The 26,827-nt window shown below is 46.1% G+C and carries 25 protein-coding genes and 2 CRISPR repeat arrays (1 of these 27 cut by a window edge); of the genes, 20 read left to right on the top strand and 5 right to left on the bottom strand.

Features of this window, described 5'->3' with window-relative positions; genetic code table 11:
* Positions 1-431 precede the first annotated feature (431 nt).
* Entirely contained in the window at positions 432-1,442 is a 1,011-nt protein-coding gene (locus KQI79_RS22905) for a carbohydrate-binding protein (RefSeq protein WP_216540633.1), read from the top strand.
* A gap of 242 nt (positions 1,443-1,684) precedes the next feature.
* Here KQI79_RS22905 and KQI79_RS22900 read toward each other — a convergent pair whose 3' ends face one another.
* Positions 1,685-2,143, bottom strand: coding sequence for a MarR family winged helix-turn-helix transcriptional regulator (locus tag KQI79_RS22900; RefSeq protein WP_216540632.1), 459 nt, complete (start codon positions 2,141-2,143; stop codon positions 1,685-1,687).
* A 143-nt stretch (positions 2,144-2,286) separates the two neighbouring features.
* On the opposite strand from KQI79_RS22900, the gene KQI79_RS22895 reads away from it, so the two are divergent.
* From KQI79_RS22895 to KQI79_RS22880, 4 genes are all read left to right on the top strand, one after another.
* Positions 2,287-3,219: an ATP-binding cassette domain-containing protein gene (locus tag KQI79_RS22895; RefSeq protein ID WP_216540631.1), complete on the top strand. Its 933-nt coding sequence runs from the start codon at positions 2,287-2,289 to the stop codon at positions 3,217-3,219.
* Positions 3,220-3,232: 13 nt separating this feature from the next.
* The gene (locus tag KQI79_RS22890; protein ID WP_216540630.1) at positions 3,233-4,021 is read left to right on the top strand and encodes an ABC transporter permease; all 789 of its coding nucleotides are present in this window, start codon (positions 3,233-3,235) and stop codon (positions 4,019-4,021) included.
* Positions 4,022-4,218: 197 nt separating this feature from the next.
* Entirely contained in the window at positions 4,219-4,671 is a 453-nt protein-coding gene (locus KQI79_RS22885) for a VOC family protein (protein WP_216540629.1), read from the top strand.
* A 239-nt stretch (positions 4,672-4,910) separates the two neighbouring features.
* On the top strand, positions 4,911-5,096 hold the full coding sequence (locus KQI79_RS22880) for a hypothetical protein (RefSeq protein WP_216540628.1): 186 nt from the start codon (positions 4,911-4,913) through the stop codon (positions 5,094-5,096).
* Positions 5,097-5,207: 111 nt separating this feature from the next.
* Here the strand turns inward: KQI79_RS22880 and KQI79_RS22875 are convergent, their stop codons facing one another.
* Genes KQI79_RS22875 through KQI79_RS22865 form a run of 3 tightly spaced genes read right to left on the bottom strand, consistent with a single transcriptional unit; the run spans position 5,208 to position 7,076 of the window.
* The gene (locus KQI79_RS22875) at positions 5,208-5,837 is read right to left on the bottom strand and encodes an ABC-2 transporter permease (RefSeq protein ID WP_216540627.1); all 630 of its coding nucleotides are present in this window, start codon (positions 5,835-5,837) and stop codon (positions 5,208-5,210) included.
* Positions 5,830-6,696 carry an ABC transporter ATP-binding protein gene (locus KQI79_RS22870; protein WP_216540626.1) on the bottom strand — a complete coding sequence of 289 codons (867 nt, stop codon included), beginning with the start codon at positions 6,694-6,696 and terminating at the stop codon, positions 5,830-5,832. Before KQI79_RS22870 ends, KQI79_RS22875 begins: the two co-directional genes overlap by 8 nt.
* Entirely contained in the window at positions 6,693-7,076 is a 384-nt protein-coding gene (locus tag KQI79_RS22865; protein WP_216540625.1) for a GntR family transcriptional regulator, read from the bottom strand. Before KQI79_RS22865 ends, KQI79_RS22870 begins: the two co-directional genes overlap by 4 nt.
* 228 nt (positions 7,077-7,304) lie before the next feature.
* Between KQI79_RS22865 and KQI79_RS27810 the strand changes: the two genes are divergently transcribed.
* The 5 genes from KQI79_RS27810 to KQI79_RS22845 all read left to right on the top strand — a co-directional run bounded on the left by KQI79_RS27810 (position 7,305) and on the right by KQI79_RS22845 (position 10,934).
* Positions 7,305-7,688 (top strand): class I SAM-dependent methyltransferase, encoded by a 384-nt coding sequence (locus KQI79_RS27810; protein WP_253298351.1) that lies wholly within the window; start codon positions 7,305-7,307, stop codon positions 7,686-7,688.
* A 41-nt stretch (positions 7,689-7,729) separates the two neighbouring features.
* Entirely contained in the window at positions 7,730-7,933 is a 204-nt protein-coding gene (locus tag KQI79_RS27805) for a hypothetical protein (RefSeq protein WP_253298350.1), read from the top strand.
* Between the two features lie 116 nt (positions 7,934-8,049).
* Complete coding sequence (locus KQI79_RS22855; protein ID WP_216540624.1) at positions 8,050-8,439, top strand: DUF1259 domain-containing protein; 390 nt, start codon at positions 8,050-8,052, stop codon at positions 8,437-8,439.
* 249 nt (positions 8,440-8,688) lie between these two features.
* Complete coding sequence (locus tag KQI79_RS22850; RefSeq protein ID WP_216540623.1) at positions 8,689-9,579, top strand: hypothetical protein; 891 nt, start codon at positions 8,689-8,691, stop codon at positions 9,577-9,579.
* A 131-nt stretch (positions 9,580-9,710) separates the two neighbouring features.
* On the top strand, positions 9,711-10,934 hold the full coding sequence (locus tag KQI79_RS22845; protein WP_216540622.1) for a copper amine oxidase N-terminal domain-containing protein: 1,224 nt from the start codon (positions 9,711-9,713) through the stop codon (positions 10,932-10,934).
* A 42-nt stretch (positions 10,935-10,976) separates the two neighbouring features.
* On the opposite strand, the gene KQI79_RS22840 is transcribed toward KQI79_RS22845, so the two are convergent.
* Complete coding sequence (locus KQI79_RS22840; RefSeq protein ID WP_216540621.1) at positions 10,977-11,741, bottom strand: class I SAM-dependent methyltransferase; 765 nt, start codon at positions 11,739-11,741, stop codon at positions 10,977-10,979.
* A 342-nt stretch (positions 11,742-12,083) separates the two neighbouring features.
* On the opposite strand from KQI79_RS22840, the gene KQI79_RS22835 reads away from it, so the two are divergent.
* The 10 genes from KQI79_RS22835 (at position 12,084) to cas2 (ending at position 25,349) form a co-directional block, all read left to right on the top strand.
* Positions 12,084-13,337 carry a cytochrome P450 gene (locus tag KQI79_RS22835; RefSeq protein WP_216540620.1) on the top strand — a complete coding sequence of 418 codons (1,254 nt, stop codon included), beginning with the start codon at positions 12,084-12,086 and terminating at the stop codon, positions 13,335-13,337.
* A 358-nt stretch (positions 13,338-13,695) separates the two neighbouring features.
* On the top strand, positions 13,696-14,220 hold the full coding sequence (locus KQI79_RS22830; RefSeq protein WP_216540619.1) for a DinB family protein: 525 nt from the start codon (positions 13,696-13,698) through the stop codon (positions 14,218-14,220).
* A gap of 321 nt (positions 14,221-14,541) precedes the next feature.
* Positions 14,542-14,856 carry a VanZ family protein gene (locus tag KQI79_RS22825; RefSeq protein ID WP_367398233.1) on the top strand — a complete coding sequence of 105 codons (315 nt, stop codon included), beginning with the start codon at positions 14,542-14,544 and terminating at the stop codon, positions 14,854-14,856.
* Positions 14,857-15,076: 220 nt separating this feature from the next.
* Positions 15,077-17,185: a CRISPR direct-repeat array (repeat unit 32 nt; unit sequence GTCGCATCCTACGTGGATGCGTGGATTGAAAT).
* A gap of 265 nt (positions 17,186-17,450) precedes the next feature.
* Entirely contained in the window at positions 17,451-19,877 is a 2,427-nt protein-coding gene (gene cas3 / locus KQI79_RS22820; RefSeq protein WP_216540617.1) for a CRISPR-associated helicase Cas3', read from the top strand.
* Between the two features lie 23 nt (positions 19,878-19,900).
* Positions 19,901-20,620 (top strand): type I-C CRISPR-associated protein Cas5c, encoded by a 720-nt coding sequence (gene cas5c, locus KQI79_RS22815; protein ID WP_216540616.1) that lies wholly within the window; start codon positions 19,901-19,903, stop codon positions 20,618-20,620.
* A complete protein-coding gene (gene cas8c / locus KQI79_RS22810) occupies positions 20,617-22,500 on the top strand; it encodes a type I-C CRISPR-associated protein Cas8c/Csd1 (protein WP_216540615.1) in 1,884 nt (627 codons plus the stop codon). Before cas5c ends, cas8c begins: the two co-directional genes overlap by 4 nt.
* 5 nt (positions 22,501-22,505) lie before the next feature.
* Positions 22,506-23,372: a type I-C CRISPR-associated protein Cas7/Csd2 gene (gene cas7c, locus KQI79_RS22805; RefSeq protein WP_216540635.1), complete on the top strand. Its 867-nt coding sequence runs from the start codon at positions 22,506-22,508 to the stop codon at positions 23,370-23,372.
* Complete coding sequence (cas4, locus tag KQI79_RS22800) at positions 23,362-24,021, top strand: CRISPR-associated protein Cas4 (protein WP_216540614.1); 660 nt, start codon at positions 23,362-23,364, stop codon at positions 24,019-24,021. The genes cas7c and cas4 overlap by 11 nt, the downstream gene beginning before the upstream one ends.
* Positions 24,018-25,049, top strand: a complete 1,032-nt coding sequence (gene cas1c, locus KQI79_RS22795) for a type I-C CRISPR-associated endonuclease Cas1c (RefSeq protein ID WP_216540613.1) — start codon at positions 24,018-24,020, stop codon at positions 25,047-25,049. Before cas4 ends, cas1c begins: the two co-directional genes overlap by 4 nt.
* 9 nt (positions 25,050-25,058) lie before the next feature.
* Entirely contained in the window at positions 25,059-25,349 is a 291-nt protein-coding gene (gene cas2 / locus KQI79_RS22790; RefSeq protein WP_216540612.1) for a CRISPR-associated endonuclease Cas2, read from the top strand.
* Between the two features lie 169 nt (positions 25,350-25,518).
* Positions 25,519-26,827: direct repeats of the CRISPR family, unit length 32 nt; unit sequence GTCGCATCCCTCGCGGATGCGTGGATTGAAAT (it continues 248 nt past the right edge of the window).

The raw sequence follows: 26,827 nt of genomic DNA, 5'->3' as shown, positions 1-26,827 counted from the left end.
GTAGACTTCACCTAAAAGGTGCTCCTCTCTTTGGGTGTAGTGTTCTCGACAAACACCATTCTACCAAAGATTTGGGCACTTTTTTATGTTTTCAATGAACGGTACTTTCGAAATTTAGGATTATTTCATTTTCCGAGAGATTGTCCGAAGGTAATTTTTTTTTTAACCATTGTGGAATATAGATCTTTGTTTACCGCCGTTTACTTTACCTCACTAAGCATCTTTTCAATTTTTTCGATGCGGGTTCGAATTTGTGATAATTCCTCAGATGATTTGTCTTGTCTGTCCTTTACAACTGGAGGCTTAACCCTCTGCATTAAGCGATAATTACGCGTTCCCAAATAGTGCTTGCCTTCATACATTGAAATAACCGTTAAAACCTGCGGCTCGTCTCATGGGTGAGCCACAGATCAATACAAGGAGGTCTGAAAATGACTAATAAAAAGTTTTCTTTTAAAGCCCTCTCGCTTATGGTAGTTTTAGCAGTATTTATATCCACATTTTGCGCAGTCTTACCGGTAGGCGCAGCCGCTAGAGGAGCATGGGCTCCAAATACTGCATATGCAGTAAATGATACAGTAACATATAGTGGAAGTACGTATACCTGTCTTCAGGCACATACTTCTCTCGTAGGTTGGGAACCATCCAATGTTCCTGCTTTATGGCAGAAAGGCGGTAGCGGCGGAACCACACCACCGACAACAAACGGAGTAACATTCTATGCAGATATAAACTATGGTGGGAAAGCAGTAACGCTCGGAATAGGCAATTATACACTGTCTCAGTTGAACGCAAACGGAATTCCGAATGACTGGATGTCCTCTCTCAAGGTTCCTAGCGGCTGGACCGTTGAAGTATATGAGCATGATCATTTTGGAGGAACAAAATGGACCTATACTTCAAATTCTTCCTGGGTCGGCAACACTGTCAATGACAAAATGTCATCGGTAAAGATTTATACGGGATCACCGTCTCCTTCCGTAACAAAGCCTTCCGAAGTTCCAAGCCACATATGGACATATGTAATGAATGTGGACAATAGATTTGGCAAAGGCGGGGATTTTGCTTTATTGCTGAGTGCTGTGATCAAAAAGGAAAGCAGCTTTGGAGCAGGCTTGCCAGGCAGTCCATCAGCTGGCGACGGATTGATGCAGGTAGAACCAAACACACGTAATGCTTATTTATCTCAATTCAGCTCAAAATTTGGCCGTACTTATAATCACAGCAGTGAACAAGATCAGGTAAGCATGGGCGCAATGATTTTAGATGAAAAGATTGTTAAATTCGGCAACATATATAACGGCTTATTACACTATAACGGAGGAGATTACTGGTATCCGGGAGCTACAGATTCTTATGGCCGTCCTATTCTGGCAAATCTATATGCAGATGAAGTTTATGCAACATATAAGGGTTATGGCGGTAAGAAATGGAATGAATGAAAGAAAGTTACACCTTGGACACGGAGATTCCCCGTGGATCAAGGAATGAAAAGTAAAAACATTCATTCTATATAGATGTAAAATTAAAAATTGTAAGTGTCAAACAAAAACGGGGCGTCAGCAGTCAGTTTTCACTGGCTTTCTGGACAGCCCCTTCGTTTTTTTTGAATAAACGAATGATGAATATGTCCGGAGGTTCGAATCAAGGGTCGTTTGATTTCGATTCCATGGATTTACCTGCCTTAATGCTTGTTTCGCAATTTAGCGACTTCGGGTTCAATTTCTGATACAAGTTTTTCAAGGATTCGATTGAATTGTTGTTTTTCCTCGATCGTTAAAACATTTAAAAATACAGGCTGAAAATCTCCGTTTTGATTTAATACCACTTTGCCGGCTTTAGTTAGCGTAATCATCATCACGCGTTGATCTTCTTCAGATTTATACCGTTCGATAAATCCCTTTTTTTCCAGCTTTTTAATCATTTCAGAAGCCGATTGCGGGCGCATATCTAATTGACGGACTAATTCTTTTTGAGAAATATGTGGTGTTTGGCGAAGGATATTCAATATTTTTCCTTGCCCTCGATTTTGAACGGTAAACACGCTGCCTTTAAGCATGCTTTCTTTTAAGAACACGGTAAGTAAATCATTATATTTCATAAAATTCGTAGTTATATCGATATTCAATTGTTTTTCATCCATGACAATTTCCCCTTATCTTTTCTCAGTACACCTCTATTTTATCAGGTCACCGAAATAACTCAAATTATGTTGTTGACATATTAGTAAGGGTACCTTATATTATTTGTAAGGGTACCTGATAAAATGAGTGGAGGGGAAAAGAGATGACAGAGCTAGCCGTTTCAACGAAAGGGCTCGTGAAAGAGTTTCCTAACAAACGGGCCGTTGATGGAATTTCTTTGGATATAAAAAAGGGAGAGATCTTCGGCATTCTAGGTCCGAATGGTGCAGGAAAGACAACTTTCTTACGAATGCTTGCAACGATTACTAAAGTTTCGGAAGGCAGTGCAAAGATTTTTGGCAAAGACGTCACAAAAGACGCTCGAAAAGTTCGGGGCTTAATTGGCTTAACGGGGCAATATGCAACCGTTGATGAGGAATTGACCGCGATGGAAAACTTGAAGCTTTTTGGACAATTGAATGGTTTATCGGCGAGGCAATCCAAAGCGAGGGCGCTTGAACTTCTCAATCAGTTTTCACTAACGGAGGCAAAGGATCGGCCCATTCGTGAATTTTCGGGCGGGATGCGTAGACGATTGGATTTATCAGTGAGTTTAATTGTGAAGCCGCCCTTAATTTTTCTCGATGAACCAACAACCGGCTTAGATCCGCGCACAAGAGGAGAAATGTGGGAAGCTATTCGCAACCTAGCAAGCGACGGGGCAACGATCTTACTGACAACGCAATATTTGGAGGAAGCGGATCAACTGGCTGACCGGCTAGCCATTATCAATCATGGAAAAATCATTTCACTGGGAACGCCAAATGAATTGAAGTCTCTTTTAAGTGAGACTCAATTTGAAATTACTCTGGAGCATATGAAGGATACCGAAAGAACCAAGCAACTTATCAAGACAGAAATCGCGCAAGAAGCCATGATTTCACCCGAAGGAACCAAATTAACCGTTAAGCTGGCTGACACAAAAGTCATGACGAAATTACTTTTATGTTTTACTCAGCAAAATATAGAGATCAAAGAATTTTCGGTTAGAAAACCAACGCTTGATGAAGTGTTTCTGGAATTAACGAAATCATAAAGGGGAAATGAACATGGAATCCGTGGTAAGCAAACAAAACAACGTAAAGAGTACCTTGGTTGACATTTTAGTCATGGCCAAAAGAAATATCCTGAAAATCAAACATAATCCCGATAAATTGATTGATGTAACGGTGATCCCCATTTTTTTCATGATTGTCTTTTCTTATTTGTTCGGAGGCGCAATTGCTGGCGGCGTACAAGAATATTTGCCAATCATCGTGCCGGGAATTCTCATTCAAACCCTGGTCATGTCGTCATCGGCAACAGGTACACAATTACGAGAAGATTTGGATACGGGCGTTTTTGATCGGTTTAAATCACTGCCCATTGTACGGATTGCTCCACTAGCCGGTTTAGTGGTATCGGATATTTTGCGATATATTATGGCAGCATTATTCTCCATTGGTACGGGCTTCATTCTTGGGTGGCGTCCGGAAGCCGGGATGGGTTGGCTAATCGTCGCTTCACTTCTGGCCATTTTTGGAGCATGCGCAATCAGTTGGGTGTTTGCATTAATTGGTTTGGTATCCAAATCCTCAGCAACGATCTCCAGTGTTTCGACAATGGTCACGATGATGATGTCGTTTTTATCCAATGCCTTCGTGCCTACGAACACTTTGCCAATTTTTTTACAAAGAGTAGCCGAATATAATCCTGTTACTTATTTGGTCACTGCTTTTAAAGATTTAGCAAACCATGGACAGTTCACTTCAAGTGCATCAATGACCATCTTTATCGGCATACTGCTTGTTTTGATTATCGCTCCAATTACAGTTAAAATTTATAACAGAAAAATTTAGAAAATGTACGGTTAGATTCAGGAGTTAGGACATCCCAGGTGTTACGCACGGCAGCATCACACCGGCAGGAAAACCGCAATTTGCATGCAATACGAAGAAGACACATGCGAATTGTTTGGAAGGAATTGGCGATTTTTGATAGAATAAATATGAAGATGATCAGGTAATAAATTTGTACACATAAGGGGATGAAAAATATGGAAAAAAACAAATTACTAAGAATGGACAATGTTGGCATCGTTGTAGAATCCCTTGATGACGCCATCTCTTTCTTCGAGGAGATTGGCTTGAAGCTCGAAGGGCGAGCTACTGTCGAAGGTGAATGGGCCGGTCGCGTAACCGGGCTGGGTTCGCAGTGTGTAGAGATTGCTATGATGGTTACCCCAGATGGCCACAGCCGGCTTGAACTTTCGCGATTTCTCACCCCACCCACTATATCAGATCACCGAACTGCTCCTGTAAATGCCCTCGGTTATCTACGCGTCATGTTCACCGTTGAAGATATCGACGAAATGGTATCCAGACTCATTAAGCATGGCGCTCAACTCGTTGGCGAAGTGGTTCAGTACGAGGACTCGTATCGGCTCTGCTACATTCGTGGAAAAGAAGGGATTCTAATCGGTTTGGCGGAACAACTCGGTAATAAATAAGCGCATGAACTCGATTTGCTGATCATGGATGAACCGACATCGGGGCTGGATGCGAAATATGATGATGTCAAGCAAGTTCCTCAAGCCAACGATTGCTCATACGAATTTGATAAGCCTCCCGATGATCGGGGGCTTTTTCATATTAATCAAACGGGCAATAGAACGCAAAATGTTGTATGATAAATTCAGATTAGATGTGCTAAGAAGAGTACAGATGAGCCGAGAAAGGATGAGTTGAGATGACTATGAAAATTGAAAGAGCCTCCATATCCGACGCTGGAGAAATCCTGTTATTACAAAAGATTGCTTACCGGAGCGAAGCGGAAATATACAATGATTTTGGTATTGAACCGCTCGTTCAGACGCTTGAACAGTTACAAGAACAGTTTGAAGATCACATGATACTTGAAAAGAAAAATGTTTGAACTTTACTGTTGAACGAATGGATTGCGATCAGTTCAATGAACCGCCTTCTTGGGAAGGCGGTCCCTTCGGTCTTAAACAGTTATCACTTGGCGATACAATTGCGCGGCCTCTTACAAGTCTTTTTTAGTAAACAGCTTTAAAGTGAGGTAGTAGGAAGCAACGAATAACAATATGATACCGGTCAGGATAAGCAATAACGCTTGGCGACTGCTAAAGCCGCTCTCATTCACCATATTCATAAGCATGCCTATCGGCTGCGCCAGAACAATCATGATGATAAGGAATACGGCCAAGATAACAGAGTTTCCTTTTTTGCTAAATGCATAAAAAAGCGGCAAATAGATGGAAGCGAGAAGAAGCACTATGCCTGCCGGAACCAGAATGTCCAAGACCGAATAGTCCGGCATATGAAGCTCTAAGATTGCTTGTTTAACAAGCCAGTGAATCCCGTAAGAAGCAAGGACGCTAAAAAGGGTATAGATGATGGCAGCTATGTATTTGGCTTGAACAATATGTTTGCGCTTAATAGGCAGCGTGACCAGAAAATGATGGTTATTGTTTTTGATATCGATCGTGACACCCAGATTAAGTAAGCCAAATGCCGTATAGATCCCCACAAGGTAAATCGACAATGATGAATTTTTTGGTATAAAAAAGGCGCTGAATACAGCCAGATACAGGATAACCATCCATAGTGAGCTTTTTAAGGCGATGAAGTCTTTGCGCAGTAAATTAAGCATGAATGCGTCCTCCCTTGGCAGTGAAATACATGATGTCTTCTAAGGACGGTTTGTCAAACACAACATAATTTCCAAACAACCGTTCGGCCTCCTGCCTATGATCGACCAAGCCCTCAAAACCAACAGACGTTTCGCGAATCCCGACAAATTTGCTTCGAGTATCGGAATCGAGCAGTTGTGCGTCGCCTTTTACGATTGCGTATCGCTCGAGCACTTCATCTTTTGTTTCATTGAATACGAGTTTTCCGCGATTAATGAAAGCGATATAGTCAGCAATGCGATCCAAGTCCGTTGTGATATGGGTCGAGAAAATAATCGAGTTGCTCTCGTCCTGCATCATATCCGCAAGCAGATCAAGCATTTCCCTTCGAAAAACAGGATCAAGTCCGGAGGTAGGCTCATCCATGATTAAGAGCTCAGCCTCATGCGATAAGGCAACGGCAAGGGAAAACTTGACTTTCATCCCCTTGGATAACTCTTGAATCTTCTTGTTGGGGGACAATTCAAATTGTTCAAGATAGCTGTTAAACTTCTTTTCGTTCCACTTCTTGTAGAAAGGCGCGATCATCTTCTTCGAGTCGCGAATCGTAAGATGCTCATAATAGAAGCAGTCATCCGACACAATGCCGATGCGCTGCTTCGCGTCAACTTCTTCTCTAGGCATATCGGAGCCTAGTATTTTCACGCTCCCGGAGTCAGGACGAATGATGCCGAGCATCATCTTGATCAAGGTGCTTTTGCCAACGCCATTCGGGCCAATAAGTCCGGTAATGTAGCCTTGTTTCACATCCAAAGAGACATGATCGACAGTAAATTGAGGGTATGTTTTCGTTAGATTACGTAATTCTATAGCATTCATGGCATCTCTTCCTCCTCGTACAATAAAGTCAGATGGTCGATTAAATCTTGTCGGCTCATATGTAATTCCTTGATCTCTCGAATGATTTCTATCATCTTCTCTTCGAGTCGTTTCATGCGCTGCTCCCGTATGAACTCTTTATTCGCTCCTGATACGAAACAACCCTTGCCTACGACAGAGTCGATTAGCTTCTCTTTCTCCAACTCTTCGTAAGCGCGCTTGGTTGTAATGACGCTCACTTGCAAATCCTTGGCCAACTGCCTAATGGAGGGGAGGCTGTCGCCTGCACGCAACTCGCCGCTCAAGATGCTCTGTCTAATCTGGTTCATAATCTGTATGTAAATCGGATCGCTCGATGCGTTGGATATGATAATGTTCATGGTTCACCTCGCAGCCGCCAATAGTGTAACTACCGTATATATATAATATATACACTATTCACTTGTGCGTCAACGAATCATTTCGGGCGCTTTGCAAATAGCAGGACTTTGGTCCAGCTTTTTCTCTGGTCTCAAGCCCGGTCATTTCGGTGCTTCTATGGTGTAATCTACCAGTATTCGAAAGTTGATTGTTGATTTCCACGAAATCCGATACAAGGAGATGTAATCATGTTTCATTTGGGGAATGAGATGGATAAGACAAAGCAAATTCGATTGTTCGATAGGCAAGCCGCTCAATACAGCAGCAGGAAGGAAGGCCAGACACTGCGGAGATGGCGCCGGAACCTTCTTAGCCATGCAAACGGTGAGGTGCTTGAACTCGCCGTGGGGGCGGGAGCGAACTTCCCGTATTATCCACCGGGAGTGAAGGTGACTGCGACCGATTTTAGCCGCGAGATGCTCAAGAAAGCGCGGGAAGCTGCGGTCAGGTGTCGGCTTGATGCGGACTTTATATTGACAGACATCGAAGAACTGGAATTCCCGGACCATTCCTTCGATACGATTGTCTCACATTATCCTTCTGCAGTTATGGGAATCCGCTGCGTGTCCTGAATAAGCTTCGACGTTGGTGCAAGCCGGAAGGGATTATTCTGTTGCTGGAACATGGGATCAGCTCGAATGCAGTCGTTGCCACTGTTCAGAGAATGCTCGACCCGTTGTTGTTTCGAGCCATCGGGTGCCACCATACGAGGAATATGCCCGATTTGGTCCGCCAATCCGGCATGTTGATTACCCGTGCGGAGAGCCACCTGTTGAAGTCGGTTCATCTTCTATGGGCGAAGCCGGGGAGACAATGAGAATACGAACCACTTGATCGTATAGGCAACTCAGATTGCCTTTCTTAGGCATTAATCCGTTTCCCCCCTGTATCTGTGCACATACCATAAACAAAAAACAGGGGAGGAAAAGAGGCATGCCCAATAACGGTTCGCTGTGTGAGCAGTTCGCTAGGATTATCGGGGGGCAGCCCGGCTTTGCCGGCGGAAAATGCGTTGCGACAATAAACCGAAAGCAGATAAGAGCAACAATTTTGGGGAAAAGATTTAGAGTAACCTCTTCTTTTTCGTTCGAATCGTTGAATGAAAAAACCGGCAGAGCGCTTTGTTTAGGCAGAGCGGCATTCTTGGAGAAGGAAGTCAATAAATTCATCAGGGCCATTCGTAACGAAGGAATAAAAGTGACTTCCGTCCGTAACGAATGGCTATTCGATCGGCCGCGCTTAATTTATATCAATATTGAAGCAGTGGACAGACCGCTTGTCTTCGCAAGAAAAGTTAGGCGAGCGTTGGATGCTGCTCGTTAAATAGAGACCTTTCATTGCTTTCCAATTTTATACACACACCCCTGTTGTTTGCATCAATAGACGTTTCCCAATATGCCCGAAGCAACGCGCCATTCCATGGGCGCACGGGCGTATTTGTTTTTGTCCAAGAGCAAGCCCCCCTTCCCGGCAGAACGGCGCGTCCTTGAATTCAACGGTTCGTTATTATAGAATATACCGAAACGACAAACAGACATAAGAACCGACACCAACGTATCATAAGGAGGAATTGTGACACGTCTTAGAATCATCATCATCGTTATGCTTTCCTGCGTTTTGATCGCGACTGTTCTTATTCTGAAATGGGGTTTCGAAGATCCGCCTGTCAAAGCGACCTGGGTATGGAGCGTGCCGACGGCGTCGAACGATAGAAATGAGATGCTCGGCTTTGCGCAAGAGCAAGGCGTGACCGTCATCTATTTGCAAGTCAACCGAAAATCGACCGACCTCGAGCCTTATCGAGAGTTTATTGAAGAAGCGCATCGGCAAGGAATGGAAGTGGAGGCGCTTGGAGGAGATCCGCGCTGGGGCTTGTCCGGTTATCAACAAGATATTCAATCCTTCGTAGGTTGGATTGAAGATTATCAGCGTTCGGCTGGAGAACAGGCCGCATTCGACGGAATTCACGTCGATATTGAACCGTATTTGCTGGAAGATTGGAAGAAGGATCAGGAGCATGTCGTCCGCCAATGGACGGACAATATGGAGTATCTGGTTCAAGAAGCGAAGCGGAATACGTCCTTGCGAATATCGGCCGATCTTCCGTTCTGGATTCATAAAATTTCCGCACCCAACAGCGATACGAACTTAGGCGCTTGGATGATCGAGCGTTTCGACAGCATCGTGCTGATGAATTACCGGAATTTCGCCGTCGGGTCGAACGGGATTATTGCTACCGCGCTGCCGATGGTCCAAGAAGGAACCCGCATCGGGAAGCCTGTTATTATCGGTCTGGAGACGGCCCCGACGAATGAAGGGGAGCATACGACTTTTTTTAAAGAAGGGACATCCAGTTTGAATTGGCAAATGCGGTTAAGCCATAATTTCCTGAGGAGATATTCCGGATATGGCGGATTTTCCATCCATGACTACGAACGCTGGAGAGAAACTGCAAATTCGTAGAGCTTTTTATCGGCGAATGGCTCGTCTTCTGCCATGACACGACAGCCTCACGGCTTGCCGCGATCATGCGGATGGGGGAGGGGCCTCGCTTTTACATAACATACTACATTATAAAAGGAAATACATACGAGATGAACAAATGGCCGCTATACTTTGTCGCTATCCTATTAAGTTTCATTATTTTGATCCCCGCTGCCTACGCTTCCCAAGTTCAAGTTACCGTGGACGGACAGCTTGTCTCTTTCCCGGACGAACCGCCGTATATCGATAGGACATCGGGCCGTACGATGGTACCGGTAAAATTCATATCGGATAAACTTGGCGCGACCATGAAATGGAATAAGGCGTTGCAACAAGTCGTTTTTTCGTATAAAAAAGACAGTATTATGCTGACGATCGGCCAAAATTATGCGCTAGTGAATGGAAAGAAAGTACCGTTCGATGTGCCGGCCGAAATCAGAAATAACCGCACGATGGTACCGCTTCGCTTTATTAGCGAAGTGTTCCATGCTGAGGTCGATTGGAATCCGGATCGCAATCTGGTCTCTGTCGTTACTGCGAAAGCGAAAGGAACGTGGATCTGGAACAGCAGCTTGATCGAGACGGAGCCGGACAACGTATTGCGTTTTGCGGCCGATAACGGCGTGACGAATCTATACCTTCAGATCGATACCGACATGGCTTCCAAGACGTACGCTGAATTTATTCGACGGGCACAAGAGAGACAAATCCAGGTCGAAGCGCTGGCGGGCCGCCCCGATTGGGCTTATCGTTCGAAGCGGGAACAAATGCGGAAATTGATCGGATGGGTCGGAAAATACAACGCGTCCGTTGCAGCGAATGAGCGATTTGAGGGGCTGCATTTTGATATTGAACCTTATCTGTTGCCGGAATGGAAGACGGATCGGAACGCGCTGCTGGAACAGTGGATGGACAATGCAAGATGGATCGAGCAGGAAACGAAAGGAAGCGGCTTGACCGTTACGTTCGACGTTCCTTTTTGGCTGCATACCGTTAAGATCCCCGAGACCGATTACAGCTTCAGCGCATGGTTGTTGGAAAAGTTCGATCGCCTTGTCATTATGGATTATCGCAATGTAGCGTTAGGGAAGGACGGGATCGTCGAGAATGCCGATGCAATCATGAGAGAAGCGTCTACGCTGCGTAAGCAAGTGATCGTTGCGGTGGAAACCGCGCAAAATTCCGAGAGCGATCGGGCGTCGTTCTATTCCATGAGCGTGGAGGCGATGGAAAAAGAACTGCAAACGGCTCACCGGAAGCTTGCTCGGTATTCAAGCTATGCCGGCTTGGCGATTCATGATTACCCAGGCTGGGTCGCAATGCATAGGAAATGAGAAGGTGGAGTCTCCCATTCGGGACTACTCCACCTCTCTTCATTAGTACGCTTCCGCTTGAATCAGGAAACGATGCTGAGTGACTTCGAAATAGCCTATCGTTTGAATGATACCGTAGATTTCATACAAGGAATCCAGATAACGTTCCGGATCGAATTCCGGCACCTGCCAAGGGATGGCATGTAAATAATAAACCAACGCGCCAATATCGTAAAAACGTTGTACAGCAAGCTCCTCTTTGCGCTCCGTCACGTTGAAACCATGTTCCTTGAGCTCATCCGCCGCTACTTTCAAATTCCAATGGGCGAACTCTTCATTTAAAGGAACCCCGAATTTTTCGTTCATTTGCCAGGCGTCCGTGCCGCCGCTTTGTTGGGTAATAAAGATACCTTGATCGGAAATGATCCTTCTCAGTTCCCGGGGCGAATAAGACTCGTGCCGATTGATGATGAGATCGAAAGACGCATCGCCAAAAGGAAGATTGTCCTCATCTTCTACATACACGACGTTGACGCCCAAAGGTCCAAGCCTTTCCGCGGCGACGGGCACATTCGGCTTGTATCCCTCGGTTGCATGAACGGATGCGGGAAGAAACGGTTGTAAACCCGACAGAAATTCTCCCCCGCCCGTACCCATATCGAGCATGGAGTCGGCGCGTTGGACAAAGGGGATGACTATGCTCCCATAAGACCAGGGCAGCAGTTGATACTGCATCCGCCCGGTGTCCGTAATGAGTGAAAAATCCCAACCGGTAAAAGATTGATTCGCATCTCTAATAGCATCCAAAAACGTTTGATCGTATAACATCGCGTATCCTCCTAAAACAGTATAGTCATTATTAAAAACAAACCACGCTGTTTCCCAGGGAGGACCTCGGATCCAATGGCCAAGTTACTTTTCATGTTCGAAAACGTTCAACGCAATCATACCTCCTGAATTTGATCTCCGCCGATAGCAGTTTAACCTAAGCTTATCATAAAGAGCGGTCCGCCGCATCTTTCGCAGATGTCTCTTTGATTAAAAGAACATCGACCAATGGGATATCAGGATTTTATCCCTTGATGGCGGGGGCTTGCCGTAAGGTATAATCAGGGTATCAACTAAGATTGCGATCCGTTTATATTAGTTTATGGAAGGTGTGTGATAGCGTTGTACCAACAGCCTCCGGCCTCCCCAAAGCCTGATATTGCAGCATGGTTCCGGACCTATTCCGATCGGTTGCACAATGATCCGTATCCGTTTTATGCTTATTTGCTCGAGCATGAACCGCTTTATTACATAGAGGAGAACGGCTACTGGGTAGCCTCCCGGTATGAAGACGTCAACCGGATCATGAAGGATCCGTTGTTCGTGCGCGAATATCGGAACGCTCTTCCGCAGCATCAGCAGCAGCAAGCGCCTCCGCCGCCGGCCGAATGGAGGCCGGTCAACGAATTGCTCGGCAATTGGATGCTGTTTCGCGACGCGCCGGCTCATACGAGACTGAGAGGCCTGGTAAGCCATGCCTTTACGCCGCGCACGACAGAACGGCTCAAGCCGAAAATCCGCGCCATCGCGGAACATCTTGCCGACGGGATGGCCGAACAACAGCAGCCCGATTTGATCGGGTCGTTCGCTTATCCGTTGCCGGTCATCGTTATTGCGGAACTGCTCGGGGTGCCGCAGGAAGACCGCGATCGGTTCAAGGATTGGTCGTCTATGATCGGCAGAGTGCTTGAAGGCAGCGACCAGCCGCTCGAATTTGCGCAACAAGCCGGAAGAGTCGCCGAAGAGATTGCCGGATACTTCCGCCAATTGGTTGCCGAGCGCAAGTCTGCTCCGCGCGAAGACATGATTAGCGAACTGCTCGCCGCTCATGAGCAAGGGGATAAGCTAACCGAGCAGGAACTGATCGCGACGTGCGTGCTGCTGCTCGTAGCGGGTCATGAAACGACCGTCAATCTGATCGGCAACGGCGTTCTAACGCTGCAGCGCCATCCGGAGCAATACGCCCGGCTGCTCGCACAGCCGGAGTTGGCCGCTTCCGCCATCGAAGAAGTGCTCCGGTTCGAAAGCCCGGTGCAGATGACATCGCGGCTAGCATCCGTCGATTACGAAATCGGCGGCCGGATCATCCGCCAGGGGCAGTCCGTCACGGTGATGCTCGGAGCGGCCAACCGCGACCCGGCCCAGTTCGAACGGCCGAACCGGTTCGATATCGGGCGCTCGCCGAACCGCCACTTGGCATTCGCTTCCGGCCCTCATTTCTGTCTTGGCGCGCCGCTCGCACGGCTGGAAGGCGAAATCGCCTTGACCGTGCTGTTGGAACGGTTCCCGCAAATGCGTCTCGCAGACGACAAGCCGAATTGGCGCCCGAACATTTTGTTCCGGGGATTGGGTTCTCTGCCTTTGCGGTTATGTTGACCCATTCGCGAGAATGGCTTGCGGAGAGCCGTAGAGCCGCAAGGCTCTTTTTTAGACCGGATAGGGGGATCCCATATCCTCCACGAAGCATCGCTAACGGTCAAAGGCCGAAATGAAAGTGTTTGATGGCAGGATCTAGCAACTGCGAAAATCCACTTATTTTGGTGCAAAAACGGTTTTTGGCAGGCAGTAGCTGCAAATATCCAGCTAATCGGGCTCGTTTTTCTGATTTTACGTCCATATGGGAGGAAATTAATGGATATTTGCAGTTGCTCAGGTGAAATTCGTCCGAATTTGGTTTTGTAAATGGATCATTGCAGTTACATAGCGGGGGGCTCGCAGAAAGGAGCAGTTATATATGAATTTTCATATGAATGAAGCGATTGAGGTTCTGGAACGCACGCCGCAAACTTTGGAGTATTTTCTAACCGGGTTGTCCGATGGGTGGCTTCAATGTAATGAAGGCGAAGGAACCTGGAATGTTACGGAAGTGATCGAGCATCTTATTGAGGGAGAAAAAAACAATTGGATCCCCCGGCTGGAATGGATTCTGAAGGTGGGCGAAGATCAACCGTTTCCTCCATTCGATCGTTACGCTCACTTGCAAGAAAGCTCCGACAGATCGACGGCACAAAGTTTGCTTGAATTTAAGACGATTCGAGCGCAGAATATAGCGAAACTGAAGGAGCTTGTCGACCCTGAGTCGCATCTGGAGTTAACGGGCTCGCACCCTGCGTTTGGTGTAGTGAAGGTAAGAGAATTGCTTTCCACATGGGTTGCTCACGATCTGACGCATATCGCCCAAATCGTACGAGTCATGGCCAAGCGATACAAGGCGGATGTCGGACCTTGGATAGAATATTTGGGTATATTGAAGAAGTAGCTTCCCGGCCATGAATAGGATATTGAGTAGATTTTTTGGATAGCAACAATCGAGAAGGAAGAGGAACTTTTTCATGGTGTTTAAACTAAACTTTATACTTCTGGCATGCGCCGCGATTGCGGCATGGTTCCTGTTCCGATGGAAAGCTCGCAGGAAACGGCCCGTTACACGATATCGCGAATGGATATTGTTTATATTTTTTCTATATTTGCTGGGTGTTTCTTACTTTACCCTCAAGCCGTTTCATTTTGTTATTCCGATTCCCGGATTGTATCCCAGACAGGTCTCGATTGACTTCATTATTTTTCAGAGCTTGGAGGGATCTCGGGCATAAAACAGCAATGGTACTATTCGCTTGCGAACATCGTAATGACGGTCCCATTCGGTTTGTTTATGCCGATGCTGTATCCATTTGCCAGAAAAATCTATATAACCGCCTTGCTGGGCTTGGGGTTCTCCGCGACGATCGAATTGACCCAAGTCCTGTTTACAACGACACGCTCGGCTACCGTAGATGATCTGTTTTTTAATACGGTAGGCGCGGTGATCGGATTCTGCTGCTTCTATATTGGGAATTGGAAAGGGAAATTGGAGCAGATCGGGTATAAAGTTGAGAGGGAAAAGAGTACTGGGTAAGAACATTCTTCCGCCGATTACGGGATCGGCGGCCGGACGATTGTCAGGAAAGTGCGAATGTGAAGCGAACATGAATTTGCAGGGACATTCGCACCAGGATTTTAACTTTTATTAGTTTATAATCCAAAAAATACATTGCGATAAGTAGCGATTTTCTGGGTTTGAGTGTATATTTGATAATAAATAGCGATTTTTTAAGTCATTTTGATGAAAAATCGGAGTCGCATCCTACGTGGATGCGTGGATTGAAATAAGCATGGAAAGAGGAAGCAGAACGCCAAAAAGAACGTCGCATCCTACGTGGATGCGTGGATTGAAATTTCATCGCACATCATCTCCTCGGAGGCAGTTTCAGTCGCATCCTACGTGGATGCGTGGATTGAAATCCGGAGTACAGAGTTTTCGATGGTTGTGACTTCATCCGTCGCATCCTACGTGGATGCGTGGATTGAAATAGGTATATAGGCAGTATCCAAAAGGAGTGGTACTTGGTCGCATCCTACGTGGATGCGTGGATTGAAATAATCATATGGCGCTTTGCTGGAAGAGAAAAAGCGTCGCATCCTACGTGGATGCGTGGATTGAAATGTTTTGTCCAGTAATCCTGCTACGATGTCGGGGTCGGTCGCATCCTACGTGGATGCGTGGATTGAAATTACCATTGAAATCATCCGAGGAGCGTCCGAAAGGTCGCATCCTACGTGGATGCGTGGATTGAAATACGTTAAACCCAAAGAACGCATGCTCATGAATCGGAGTCGCATCCTACGTGGATGCGTGGATTGAAATACGTTAAACCCAAAGAACGCATGCTCATGAATCGGAGTCGCATCCTACGTGGATGCGTGGATTGAAATTCATCCGACCAGTTCCGCCGGGCTAACTCGACGACGTCGCATCCTACGTGGATGCGTGGATTGAAATGCGAATCTTTGAAGCGTGCCCAAACATTGCTTCTGGTCGCATCCTACGTGGATGCGTGGATTGAAATGTCGAGAACATCCAGCAGCACATCGAGTTAGGAACGTCGCATCCTACGTGGATGCGTGGATTGAAATCTCCATTATGTATATTTTATATTATTAGTTGCAGTCGCATCCTACGTGGATGCGTGGATTGAAATGAACACTTTATTGCCCATCATGTCCGTGCTGCCTGTGTCGCATCCTACGTGGATGCGTGGATTGAAATCTTGCACAATACCACAGCGAGACAGCTAATCATGTCGCATCCTACGTGGATGCGTGGATTGAAATTACAAGATCATTCCAATCACTATCATCCGCATCAGTCGCATCCTACGTGGATGCGTGGATTGAAATTTCGGGATACCTTGAGTAAATTATCCCCCGGCTGTAGTCGCATCCTACGTGGATGCGTGGATTGAAATGTTTGTAACGATACAGGCACAATCAACGTTTTCGGTCGCATCCTACGTGGATGCGTGGATTGAAATGGATAGAAGGAAACGTATCCAATCATTTGAAACATCGTCGCATCCTACGTGGATGCGTGGATTGAAATAAAAATATAAAGTACTTGCCCAGCGCGTCCCGGAAACCGTCGCATCCTACGTGGATGCGTGGATTGAAATGAAGGAACTACGCATAGCAACATTTCTCTTTTTAGTCGCATCCTACGTGGATGCGTGGATTGAAATGAGTACGCATGCCATTGGACTTGGTCGGCTTGGTGTCGCATCCTACGTGGATGCGTGGATTGAAATCATCTCGGAGCGTAAGTAAAGTCTGGTTTTACGCGGTCGCATCCTACGTGGATGCGTGGATTGAAATCCTGTAAATAAAGGAGAAGATAATAAATGGAGCTAAGTCGCATCCTACGTGGATGCGTGGATTGAAATTTTTGGTAGATGGCATTATGACAAGACGCGGCGGCGGTCGCATCCTACGTGGATGCGTGGATTGAAATGATCCGCAGCAGGATGTCATTGTCTTACCAGGAGTGTCGCATCCTACGTGGATGCGTGGATTGAAATAGCCCAAGCTTGACGCAACGCCTCGGCCAAATAGTCGCATCCTACGTGGATGCGTGGATTGAAATTGCGGAAGGTTTTGAACTTGAATGAGCCGGCCTGCCGTCGCATCCTACGTGGATGCGTGGATTGAAATTGCTCAGGTTCATCAGCCCAAATTTTAGATTGTGTGTCGCATCCTACGTGGATGCGTGGATTGAAATGCGGGGATCTGTCCGCTGCAGGCGGGACGTTTACGTCGCATCCTACGTGGATGCGTGGATTGAAATCTTGAAGATGTCGACAGGAACAACAGATCCGAAACGTCGCATCCTTCGTGGATGCGTGGATTGAAATATCAAAGGTAGGAACGCTATGCGTTCCCGCTTGTCGAATCCTTCGCGGATGCTGGATTCCTATAGTCACACGCGGAACCCGGAGCGCTAATCGAACAAACTAACACTCTCAAAGAACCGAGGGTGTTTTTTTGTTTTGCAAGCATAAGGTGACGAATTGTCGAAAATTATGGGTAATTTGGAAGGGGATTGAAGAATTCTGTCGAATTACTAATAAGCAAGATCAAATAGGTATTTTGAACTGATTATGGGTGAGGGGGGCAGAAATGACTTATATTGCTCACATCCGTGAAATTGACCATCAACAACAAACCGTGAAGGAGCATCTACTAGGGGTCAAAGAGTTAGCGGAATTGTTCGGAGAAAAAATCGGTGTCAAACATATCGCCGGATTAGCGGGCATGCTTCACGATTTGGGAAAATACACGAATGAGTTTAGACAATACATATTAGAAGCGGTTCATAATCCCGATTCTCCGCCGAAGCGAGGAAGCGTCGATCATTCAACCGCAGGCGGGAAATTATTATACAAGCTGTATCATCCCGGGATTGGCCAACCGTATAAAGGGTTGTTAGCCGAAATTGTAGGCAATGCAATTATATCTCATCATTCCTATCTTCACGATTTCCTGAATCAACAATTAGAATCCGACTATCTGCATCGCGTTCGCGATAAAGTGTTGGTTGAATTTGAACGGACGGAACAATTATTTTTTGAACACGTTATGAGCGAAGAAGAATTCCATAGTTACGCGGATAAGGCAGCAGCCGAATTAGAAGCCTTTATAGCGAAAGAATGTTCCGCGAGCACAGAAGAGAAGGCCATGTTTTTAACCAAATTTATTTTCAGCGCATTAATTGATGCGGACCGAACGAACACCCGGTTGTTTGAGGAGAACAAGACAGAAGAATCTATCAGAGATCATAACGAACTCTTCGCTGCCTACTATAAAAGTCTGATGGATAAGTTAAACTCTTTCGCGAATCGGGCCGACGGTTCACCGATTCATCAATTAAGAAGCGAGATGTCGGAACAATGCGACCGTTTTGCCGAGAGGCCGTCGGGGATTTACACGCTATCCATTCCAACCGGCGGCGGAAAGACGTTGGCCAGCTTGAGATATGCATTAAAGCACGCTATGAAATACAGCAAGAAACATATTATTTACGTCGTTCCATATACGACAATCATAGAACAGAACGCGGCGGAAGTTCGCAAAATTCTCATGGATGATGTCAACATTTTGGAGCATCATTCCAATGTGGTTGATGATCTCGACGAAGACGATGAGAACTTCGACGGTTTCATGAATGTGCGGCAAAAATTGAAACTTGCCAAAGACAACTGGGATTCTCCCATTATTTTTACAACCATGGTGCAGTTTTTAAATGTGTTCTACGCCAAGGGCAGCAGGAATATTCGACGGCTTCATAATTTATGCGAATCGGTCATTGTATTCGACGAAGTACAGAAAGTTCCCGTTTCCTGCGTCTCTTTATTTAATCAAGCATTGAACTTTTTGCAAACTTACGGTCGAACCGGTATCGTACTGTGTACGGCTACGCAGCCTGCGCTAGACTTTGTTGAAAGCAGACTGGAGATCAGCCCGGATGCGGAAATGATCGATAATTTGGATCATGTCATTGCATCGTTCAAACGGGTGGAAGTCATCGATCGAGCAACCAGCGAAGAATTTGATAATGAAAAGCTATGTGAATTTATTACCGGGAAGATGGATGAAGTTCAAAGCGTTCTTGTCGTATTGAACACAAAAACCGTTGTGAAGAAACTATACGAACAATTGAAAACGACAATGAGCAGCGTTCCCATCTATCATCTAAGCACTTCAATGTGCGCTGCGCATCGAAACGATCTTTTAGATGAAGTGCGTGAACATTTGAAGAAGGGCGATAAAATCGTATGCGTTAGTACGCAGTTGATCGAAGCGGGGGTTGACGTAAGCTTCGAATGTGTCGTTCGTTCTCTGGCAGGGCTCGATTCCATTGCGCAAGCGGCAGGGCGTTGCAATCGGCACGGTGAGCGGGAAATCCGACAAGTCTATGTCATCGACCATGCTGAGGAAAATCTGAATCGGTTAAAAGAAATTAAAATTGGCAAGGAAATTTCGAAGAGAATTCTTATTGATTTGAAGCGCGATCGGACATACCATGGCGGACACATCCTGTCGGTTCAAGCAATGGATAAGTATTTTAAAGAATTCTATACGAAGTTTACATCGGACTTGAATTATTTCATACCGAAACTAAGGAAAGACATGACAACATTGTTGTCGGCGAAAATAGCAGACAACCCGTACTTTCAAGAATATCGCAGCAAATATAAGGAGCGTCCTCCTTTATTTTTGGCGAACAGTTACCGCACCGCGGCGGAACATTTCCGTGTTATCGACGACCTTACGACATCGGTTATCGTGCCATATGGGGAAGAAGGAAAAGACATCATCGCTGAACTGAGCGGCCATAGCAGAATTGAAGACCTTACCCGATTATTGCGGAGAGCGCAGCAGTATACTATCAATTTGTTCGATCATGAATTGAGGATATTATCGCAAAACGGAGGACTGGCAAGTTGCCTTGATGGAAAGGTGCTGGTGTTGAAAGAAAGCGCATATAGCGATGAGTTTGGTCTCGATGTCGAGAACGACAGTCAATTCGATTTAAGTATCTATTGAAATCGCGAAAGGAGGTGAAATCCATGAGAAACTCGATAGAATTTGAAGTCTCCGGAGATTACGCCCTATTTACCGATCCATTAACCAAGTTGGGCGGGGAGAAGTTATCTTACCAGGTGCCGACTTATCAGTCTCTAAAGGGGATAGTGGAATCAATCTATTGGAAACCCACCATCATGATGATCATCGACTCTGTGCGCGTGATGAACCCCATTCGAATGGAATCCAAAGGGGTGCGCCCGATCGAGTACGGCGGAGGGAATACGCTTGCCAATTACACCTATTTGAGAGACGTTCGTTATCGGGTGAGGGCTTATTTTGAATTCAATGTGAATCGGCCGGACTTGGCTCATGACCGCAACGAATTCAAGCACCATAACATTTTCAAGCGATCGCTTCAGGCCGGAGGTCGTAGAGATATTTTCCTTGGCGCGCGCGAATGCCAAGGGTATGTGGAGCCTTGCGCCTTCGATGAAGGGGAGGGATTTTACGATAACTACGGCGATATCCATCTAGGCAATATGGTGCATGGCATCAATTATCCGGATGAAACGGGTAGAGATCAATTGGAAGTGCGCCTTTGGAATCCGGTGATGAAAAATGGCGTCATTCAATTTATCAGGCCTGAACAGTGCACGCAAATCCGCAAAATCGCGGACATGAAGCCGAAGCATTTTGACCAAACCAATGTGGAATCGGCGGACGAATTGTATGCCCAGATGGAAGAGGGGGTGAATCCATGAGCTGGTTATTAAACTTATTTGAGACCTATCAATCCAATCTCGATCGTGTCGGCGAGATTGAAAAAAAGTATAACGGTCAAGAGTACACGCTCTTGCCTATCTCCCATACGACGCAAAATGCTCATATCGAAGTGGCGATTACCGAGGACGGAAATTTTCATTCGGCTATCGTAATTGATAAAGAAGACGCGAGCACTTTAATCCCGTGTACCGAAAAATCCGCAAGTCGGGCCGGTTCAGTCATCGCCCCCTATCCGCTGCATGATAAATTAAGCTATGTTGCCGGCGATTTTGCAACCTATGGCGGCGAGATTAAGGAAGAGGAACCTTTTTCGCATTATATTGAAGCATTGAAGAATTGGGCCGAATCGCCGTATGCGCATTCCAAAGTGAAAAGTATCTACCGGTATTTAAGCAAGAGACGGTTAATTCAAGATTTAATCGTTCAGCGTATTCTGTACGTCGACGGGAATAATCGGTTCATGGAGAAATGGGAAGGGCAAGGAGAGCGGCCTCCCATCTTTTCCGTCGTTGCCGGGGGGCAGGAAAGCGCGTTTGTAAGGTTCAACGTTTATTCTCCGGGTGAAGAAGTATTATCCCCAGTTTGGAAGGATTCGGGGATGTATGATTCTTTCATCAAGTATTATGAAAATCTGTTAGGCGGCGAGGATATTTGTTACGTAACGGGAAGAAAGCTCCCAAGCACCGACAGGCACGCGAATAAGATCAGAAACGCGGCGGATAAGGCCAAGTTAATCTCTGCAAACGATACAAGCGGCTTTACATTTCGCGGCCGATTTACGACAAGCAATGAAGCGGCCAGTATCAGTTACGAAGTTTCACAGAAGGCCCATAATGCTTTGAAATGGTTGATTCATCGCCAGGGGAAAACGATCGATCAAAGGGTATTCCTGGTTTGGGGGAACGATTCTCTCGATATACCCGATCCAAGTGAAGACACATACTCCATTAGCCCTGCGTCGGCACCCGTTGCAGTCAAAAAATCGAATACGAATCAAGAGTATGCAAGCCAAGTGTCCAAAGCGTTGGACGGCTATAGAAATGATTTGTCCGGTAAGTCCGATGTCAATATTATGGTTCTAGATTCGGCGACCACAGGCAGAATGGCTGTCCTATATTATCGAAACATGGATAAAGAACTTTATTTGGACCGATTGAAAAAGTGGCATACCGCTTGTGCATGGCTTCATCGCTACCGTAAAAACGAACAGGGAGAATTTATCGAGTTTTACGGAGCGCCGGCCACGAAAGACATCGCCTTTGCCGCATACGGGCCAAGGGCGGGCGATAAGCTTGTTAAAGGGTTAATGGAACGAATGCTGCCATGTATTGTGGATGGCGTTAAAATACCTCAAGACATTCTAACAAGCGCATTCCGCAGAGCATCCAATCCCGTATCGATGGAAAAGTGGGAATGGGAGAAGACGTTAAGCATTGCGTGTGCTTTGATCAATAAAGAGGAGGGATTAAAGTTGGCGCTGGATAAAGAAAACGACGATCGCAGTTATTTATTCGGCCGGCTGTTGGCTGTAGCGGATGTATTGGAAAGACGGGCATTAGGGGATGAGACGCGTTCCAGCAACGCAATTCGATATATGAATTCTTTCTCGATGCATCCCGAACGAACATGGATGACCATTCAGAAGAGTCTGCAACCGTATCAAGCACGATTAGGCACAAAAGCGACGTACTTGACCAAAATTATCGATGAAATCGCATCCAAATTTAAAACGGAGGATTTCAACAATAAACCGTTGTCGGGTAAATATTTGTTAGGCTTCTACAGCCAGCGGCATGAACTTTATCAGAAAAAAGAAAACAATGAGGATGCCATGGTTGCATCTAACGACGAGGAGTGATTATGATGTCAGTTTTGGATCATAAAATCGATTTTGCGGTTGTGCTATCGGTGAAAAATGCGAACCCTAATGGGGACCCGTTAAATGGAAATCGTCCGAGACAAAACTATGACGGCCATGGCGAAATTTCGGATGTCGCTATTAAGCGGAAAATTCGAAACCGTTTGCAGGATATGGGAGAACCTATTTTTGTTCAGTCCAACGATCGCAAGGCGGATTCGTTCAACAGCTTAAGGGAGCGTGCCGAGGCGAATGAGGAGTTGGGAAAACTTCTGAAGTCCAAAGATGTTTCTACTGATGAATTCGCTCAGGCTGCCTGTAGAGAGTGGCTTGATGTTCGCAGTTTCGGCCAAGTATTCGCGTTCAAAGGTTCCGGTGCCAAAGGCGGAGGCGTCTCAGTAGGGATAAGGGGCCCTGTGTCGATCCATACGGCAACCAGCGTGGTTCCGATTGACATTACCAGCATGCAGATTACGAAGAGCGTCAATTCCGAACCGGGGAAAGACAGAGGATCGGATACGATGGGCATGAAGCATCGGGTAGATTACGGGTTATATGTTTTTTATGGCAGCATTAATACTCAATTGGCCGAGAAAACCGGGTTTACAAACGAAGATGCCGATAAAATCAAGCAAGCGCTTGTCACATTGTTTGAAAACGACGCCTCTTCCGCCAGACCGGACGGAAGTATGGAAGTCCATCAAGTGTATTGGTGGGAGCATTCCTCCAAGCTGGGGCAATATTCTTCCGCAAAGGTGCATCGATCATTGACGATAAAACCGAAGGCTGAAGAGCCGAAATCATTCGATGATTATTCTATTGAATTAAACGAATTGGACGGATTGAAAGTTGAGATCGTAAATGGCCTTTAATGAAGACGACGACTACCTGATGTTGTCCGGGATTCAACATTTTCAATTTTGCAAGCGGCAGTGGGCGTTGATTCATATCGAACAGCAATGGGAAGAAAACGTTAAAACTGTGGAGGGACAGTATCTTCACCGTAAGGCGGATCAACCGTTTGTGAAAGAAAAACGCGGTAATAAACTCACCGTTCGGGCGATGCCAGTGAAATCCGACAATCTTAAAATTACCGGCGTTTGCGATGTGGTTGAGTTCATCAGGGATGATCGCGGTGTTGAAATCCATGGGGCCGATGGGAAATATATCGCCTATCCGGTGGAATATAAACGAGGAAAACCGAAGATGGACGATGCGGACCTATTACAACTAACCGCGCAAGCGATGTGTCTTGAAGAAATGCTGCTATGTGATATTCACGTTGGCTATATGTTTTATCATGAGATTAGACATAGGATCGAAGTACCAATGACAACGGATTTGAAAAATAAGGTGAAGTTGCTTGTCGCCGAGATGCATGATTACTTTAAACGCAGATATACGCCTAAAGTGAAGACAGGCCCCTTTTGCCGGAGTTGCTCTCTTCAATCGATCTGTCTGCCGGAAGTGCTGAATAAACGAAGTGTACGCAGTTATATCGAAGGGAAAATGAAAGAATGAAGAAACTTTTGAATACGCTGTTTATTACACAACCGGATGTATACTTATCTTTAGACGGGGATAATATTGTTCTTCTTAAGGACCAAGAGAAGCTGGGGAGACTCCCGCTCCACAATTTGGAATCGGTAGTGGCTTTCGGTTATACGGGAGCCAGTCCGGCATTCATGGGATATTGCGCGGAGAGGAACATCTCCATCGTCTTTTTAACGATGAACGGACGATACCTCGCAAGGGTTATAGGAGCCAGCAAGGGGAATGTTATTTTAAGAAAAAAGCAATGCCTTATCTCCGAAGATGAAGTCCTAGCGGCGAGAATTGCCCGAAATTTTATTATAGGTAAAATATATAATCAAAAGTGGATGCTGGAAAGAATGACCCGAGATTATCCTTTACGTATAGATGTCACCCGATTTAAGGAGGCATCCCAACATTTAACATCTATTATGGAAGCGGTTCGGGAATGTAAAGATTTGGAGCGGATCAGGGGATTAGAAGGCCAGGCTGCTTTAGCCTATAACAAACTATTTGATCAAATGATATTGCAGCAAAAAGAGGACTTCTATTTTCTGACTCGTTCACGAAGACCCCCACAGGATAATGTTAACGCCATGTTGTCTTTAGCCTATACGCTGCTTGCCAATGATATGACGTCTGCCTTGGAAGGGGTTGGACTCGATGCGTATATTGGATTTATGCATCGAGACCGCCCCGGGCGTGCCTCCTTAGCCTTAGATGTGATGGAGGAATTACGCGGCGTTTTTGCAGATCGGTTTGTCTTGTCGTTAATTAATAAAAAAGTGGTCAACGCGGAGGATTTTATTCAAAAGGAGAACGGCGCAGTGATCATGACGGATGAGGCTAGAAAAAAGTTTCTCACGGCATGGCAGAACAAAAAACAAGAGAAGATCACACATCCATATTTGGGAGAAAAAATCCCGTGGGGTTTGGTGCCGCATGTACAAGCTCTATTATTGGCCCGTCATTTGCGCAATGACCTTGACGAGTACCCTCCATTTCTGTGGAAGTAGGTGTAATCTGTGCTCATATTAATTACCTATGATGTAAGCACGATGAATAGCGAAGGTCAGAGGAGGTTGCGCAAAGTATCGAAAATATGCCAGGATTACGGCCAGCGCGTCCAAAATTCGGTATTTGAATGCGTTGTAGATGCAACCCAATTCGCTGTTCTGAAGATGAAACTGATGGATGTTATCGATGTGGATCGGGATAGTCTGCGATTCTATCAACTCGGGAACAACTATAAGAACAAGGTCGAACATATTGGTATCAAAGAATCGATCGATATCGAAGGCCCCTTAATCTTGTAGTGCGAATGTGAAGCGAACATGAATTACTAGGGAGATTCGCACCGGAATTTTTACTTATATTATTGTAATATCCAAAAATAACCTGTAATTAAAAGGAAAATTTGTGGACTCGAGTGTGTTTTTTAATGAGTAACAACGATTTTTCAAGTCGTTTTGATTGAAAATCGGAGTCGCATCCCTCGCGGATGCGTGGATTGAAATTGTTGTATCCCGTCTCCACGCGTCTCCGCCCTCGTCGCATCCCTCGCGGATGCGTGGATTGAAATGATCGGCGGATGGGACTTTCAATGGCGCGTTATCGTCGCATCCCTCGCGGATGCGTGGATTGAAATAAAAGGGCGATGATCGCATAAAGGAGGGCTTTGTCGCATCCCTCGCGGATGCGTGGATTGAAATTTATCAAGCAGCGAACGAAGCCGCGGTATTTGAGTCGCATCCCTCGCGGATGCGTGGATTGAAATAACTTCTAAATAAAGATTTATCATGGTTTAAACGTCGCATCCCTCGCGGATGCGTGGATTGAAATAAGACAAATACATAAAGGAAAAAGATGAGAATAAGTCGCATCCCTCGCGGATGCGTGGATTGAAATCTAACCGTCGATGGCCGCTATATCCCCGGTTATGCGTCGCATCCCTCGCGGATGCGTGGATTGAAATAAGGCCGGTTAAAGAGAGCACACCGGAACAGTTGCGTCGCATCCCTCGCGGATGCGTGGATTGAAATCAGCCGTCTGCAAATATAGTAGGCTCGGCTGCTGGTCGCATCCCTCGCGGATGCGTGGATTGAAATCAGCCGTCTGCAAATATAGTAGGCTCGGCTGCTGGTCGCATCCCTCGCGGATGCGTGGATTGAAATCAGAGGAAAGCTGGAATGAAGTGTTTGATGTCATAAGTCGCATCCCTCGCGGATGCGTGGATTGAAATCGGTACCGCGACGAGAAGTCGAGGCACGTTCGCGCGTCGCATCCCTCGCGGATGCGTGGATTGAAATGATATCTGACATGATTACCGAGATGGAAGGAAAGTCGCATCCCTCGCGGATGCGTGGATTGAAATGCTCTCGGTTGTCGCTAGGTTATTTCCTAAATCAACGTCGCATCCCTCGCGGATGCGTGGATTGAAATGGGATAAAGCTGCTTTATAAAATCCGTATCCTGGTCGCATCCCTCGCGGATGCGTGGATTGAAATGCCAATCCTACATCCGCCCCAAATCCGCTCGTAGTCGCATCCCTCGCGGATGCGTGGATTGAAATGATGATGTTCCCGGCCACTCCGAATATATCCTTACGTCGCATCCCTCGCGGATGCGTGGATTGAAATCTTTACCGCCAAACCATATAAGCGGGCTTCGTATTGGTCGCATCCCTCGCGGATGCGTGGATTGAAATAGCAATGCGATTTACTACAGTACGGTGTTCGGATGTCGCATCCCTCGCGGATGCGTGGATTGAAATGTCACGTAACCGCCTACCATC

This window comes from Paenibacillus sp. MSJ-34, assembly GCF_018918005.1.
GTDB lineage: Bacteria > Bacillota > Bacilli > Paenibacillales > Paenibacillaceae > MSJ-34.
The sequence above is the reverse complement of the archived record's forward strand: the minus strand, read 5'-3'. Positions and strand labels throughout refer to the sequence as shown.

What these genes read in the sequence shown, in the direction of transcription:
- KQI79_RS22905 (WP_216540633.1), top strand. Translation starts at nt 432, where the DNA reads ATGACTAATAAAAAGTTTTCTTTTAAAGCCCTCTCGCTTATGGTAGTT.
- KQI79_RS22900 (WP_216540632.1), bottom strand. Translation starts at nt 2,143, where the DNA reads ATGGATGAAAAACAATTGAATATCGATATAACTACGAATTTTATGAAA.
- KQI79_RS22895 (WP_216540631.1), top strand. Translation starts at nt 2,287, where the DNA reads ATGACAGAGCTAGCCGTTTCAACGAAAGGGCTCGTGAAAGAGTTTCCT.
- KQI79_RS22890 (WP_216540630.1), top strand. Translation starts at nt 3,233, where the DNA reads ATGGAATCCGTGGTAAGCAAACAAAACAACGTAAAGAGTACCTTGGTT.
- KQI79_RS22885 (WP_216540629.1), top strand. Translation starts at nt 4,219, where the DNA reads ATGGAAAAAAACAAATTACTAAGAATGGACAATGTTGGCATCGTTGTA.
- KQI79_RS22880 (WP_216540628.1), top strand. Translation starts at nt 4,911, where the DNA reads ATGACTATGAAAATTGAAAGAGCCTCCATATCCGACGCTGGAGAAATC.
- KQI79_RS22875 (WP_216540627.1), bottom strand. Translation starts at nt 5,837, where the DNA reads ATGCTTAATTTACTGCGCAAAGACTTCATCGCCTTAAAAAGCTCACTA.
- KQI79_RS22870 (WP_216540626.1), bottom strand. Translation starts at nt 6,696, where the DNA reads ATGAATGCTATAGAATTACGTAATCTAACGAAAACATACCCTCAATTT.
- KQI79_RS22865 (WP_216540625.1), bottom strand. Translation starts at nt 7,076, where the DNA reads ATGAACATTATCATATCCAACGCATCGAGCGATCCGATTTACATACAG.
- KQI79_RS27810 (WP_253298351.1), top strand. Translation starts at nt 7,305, where the DNA reads ATGTTTCATTTGGGGAATGAGATGGATAAGACAAAGCAAATTCGATTG.
- KQI79_RS22855 (WP_216540624.1), top strand. Translation starts at nt 8,050, where the DNA reads ATGCCCAATAACGGTTCGCTGTGTGAGCAGTTCGCTAGGATTATCGGG.
- KQI79_RS22845 (WP_216540622.1), top strand. Translation starts at nt 9,711, where the DNA reads ATGAACAAATGGCCGCTATACTTTGTCGCTATCCTATTAAGTTTCATT.
- KQI79_RS22840 (WP_216540621.1), bottom strand. Translation starts at nt 11,741, where the DNA reads ATGTTATACGATCAAACGTTTTTGGATGCTATTAGAGATGCGAATCAA.
- KQI79_RS22830 (WP_216540619.1), top strand. Translation starts at nt 13,696, where the DNA reads ATGAATTTTCATATGAATGAAGCGATTGAGGTTCTGGAACGCACGCCG.
- cas3 (WP_216540617.1), top strand. Translation starts at nt 17,451, where the DNA reads ATGACTTATATTGCTCACATCCGTGAAATTGACCATCAACAACAAACC.
- cas5c (WP_216540616.1), top strand. Translation starts at nt 19,901, where the DNA reads ATGAGAAACTCGATAGAATTTGAAGTCTCCGGAGATTACGCCCTATTT.
- cas8c (WP_216540615.1), top strand. Translation starts at nt 20,617, where the DNA reads ATGAGCTGGTTATTAAACTTATTTGAGACCTATCAATCCAATCTCGAT.
- cas7c (WP_216540635.1), top strand. Translation starts at nt 22,506, where the DNA reads ATGTCAGTTTTGGATCATAAAATCGATTTTGCGGTTGTGCTATCGGTG.
- cas4 (WP_216540614.1), top strand. Translation starts at nt 23,362, where the DNA reads ATGGCCTTTAATGAAGACGACGACTACCTGATGTTGTCCGGGATTCAA.
- cas1c (WP_216540613.1), top strand. Translation starts at nt 24,018, where the DNA reads ATGAAGAAACTTTTGAATACGCTGTTTATTACACAACCGGATGTATAC.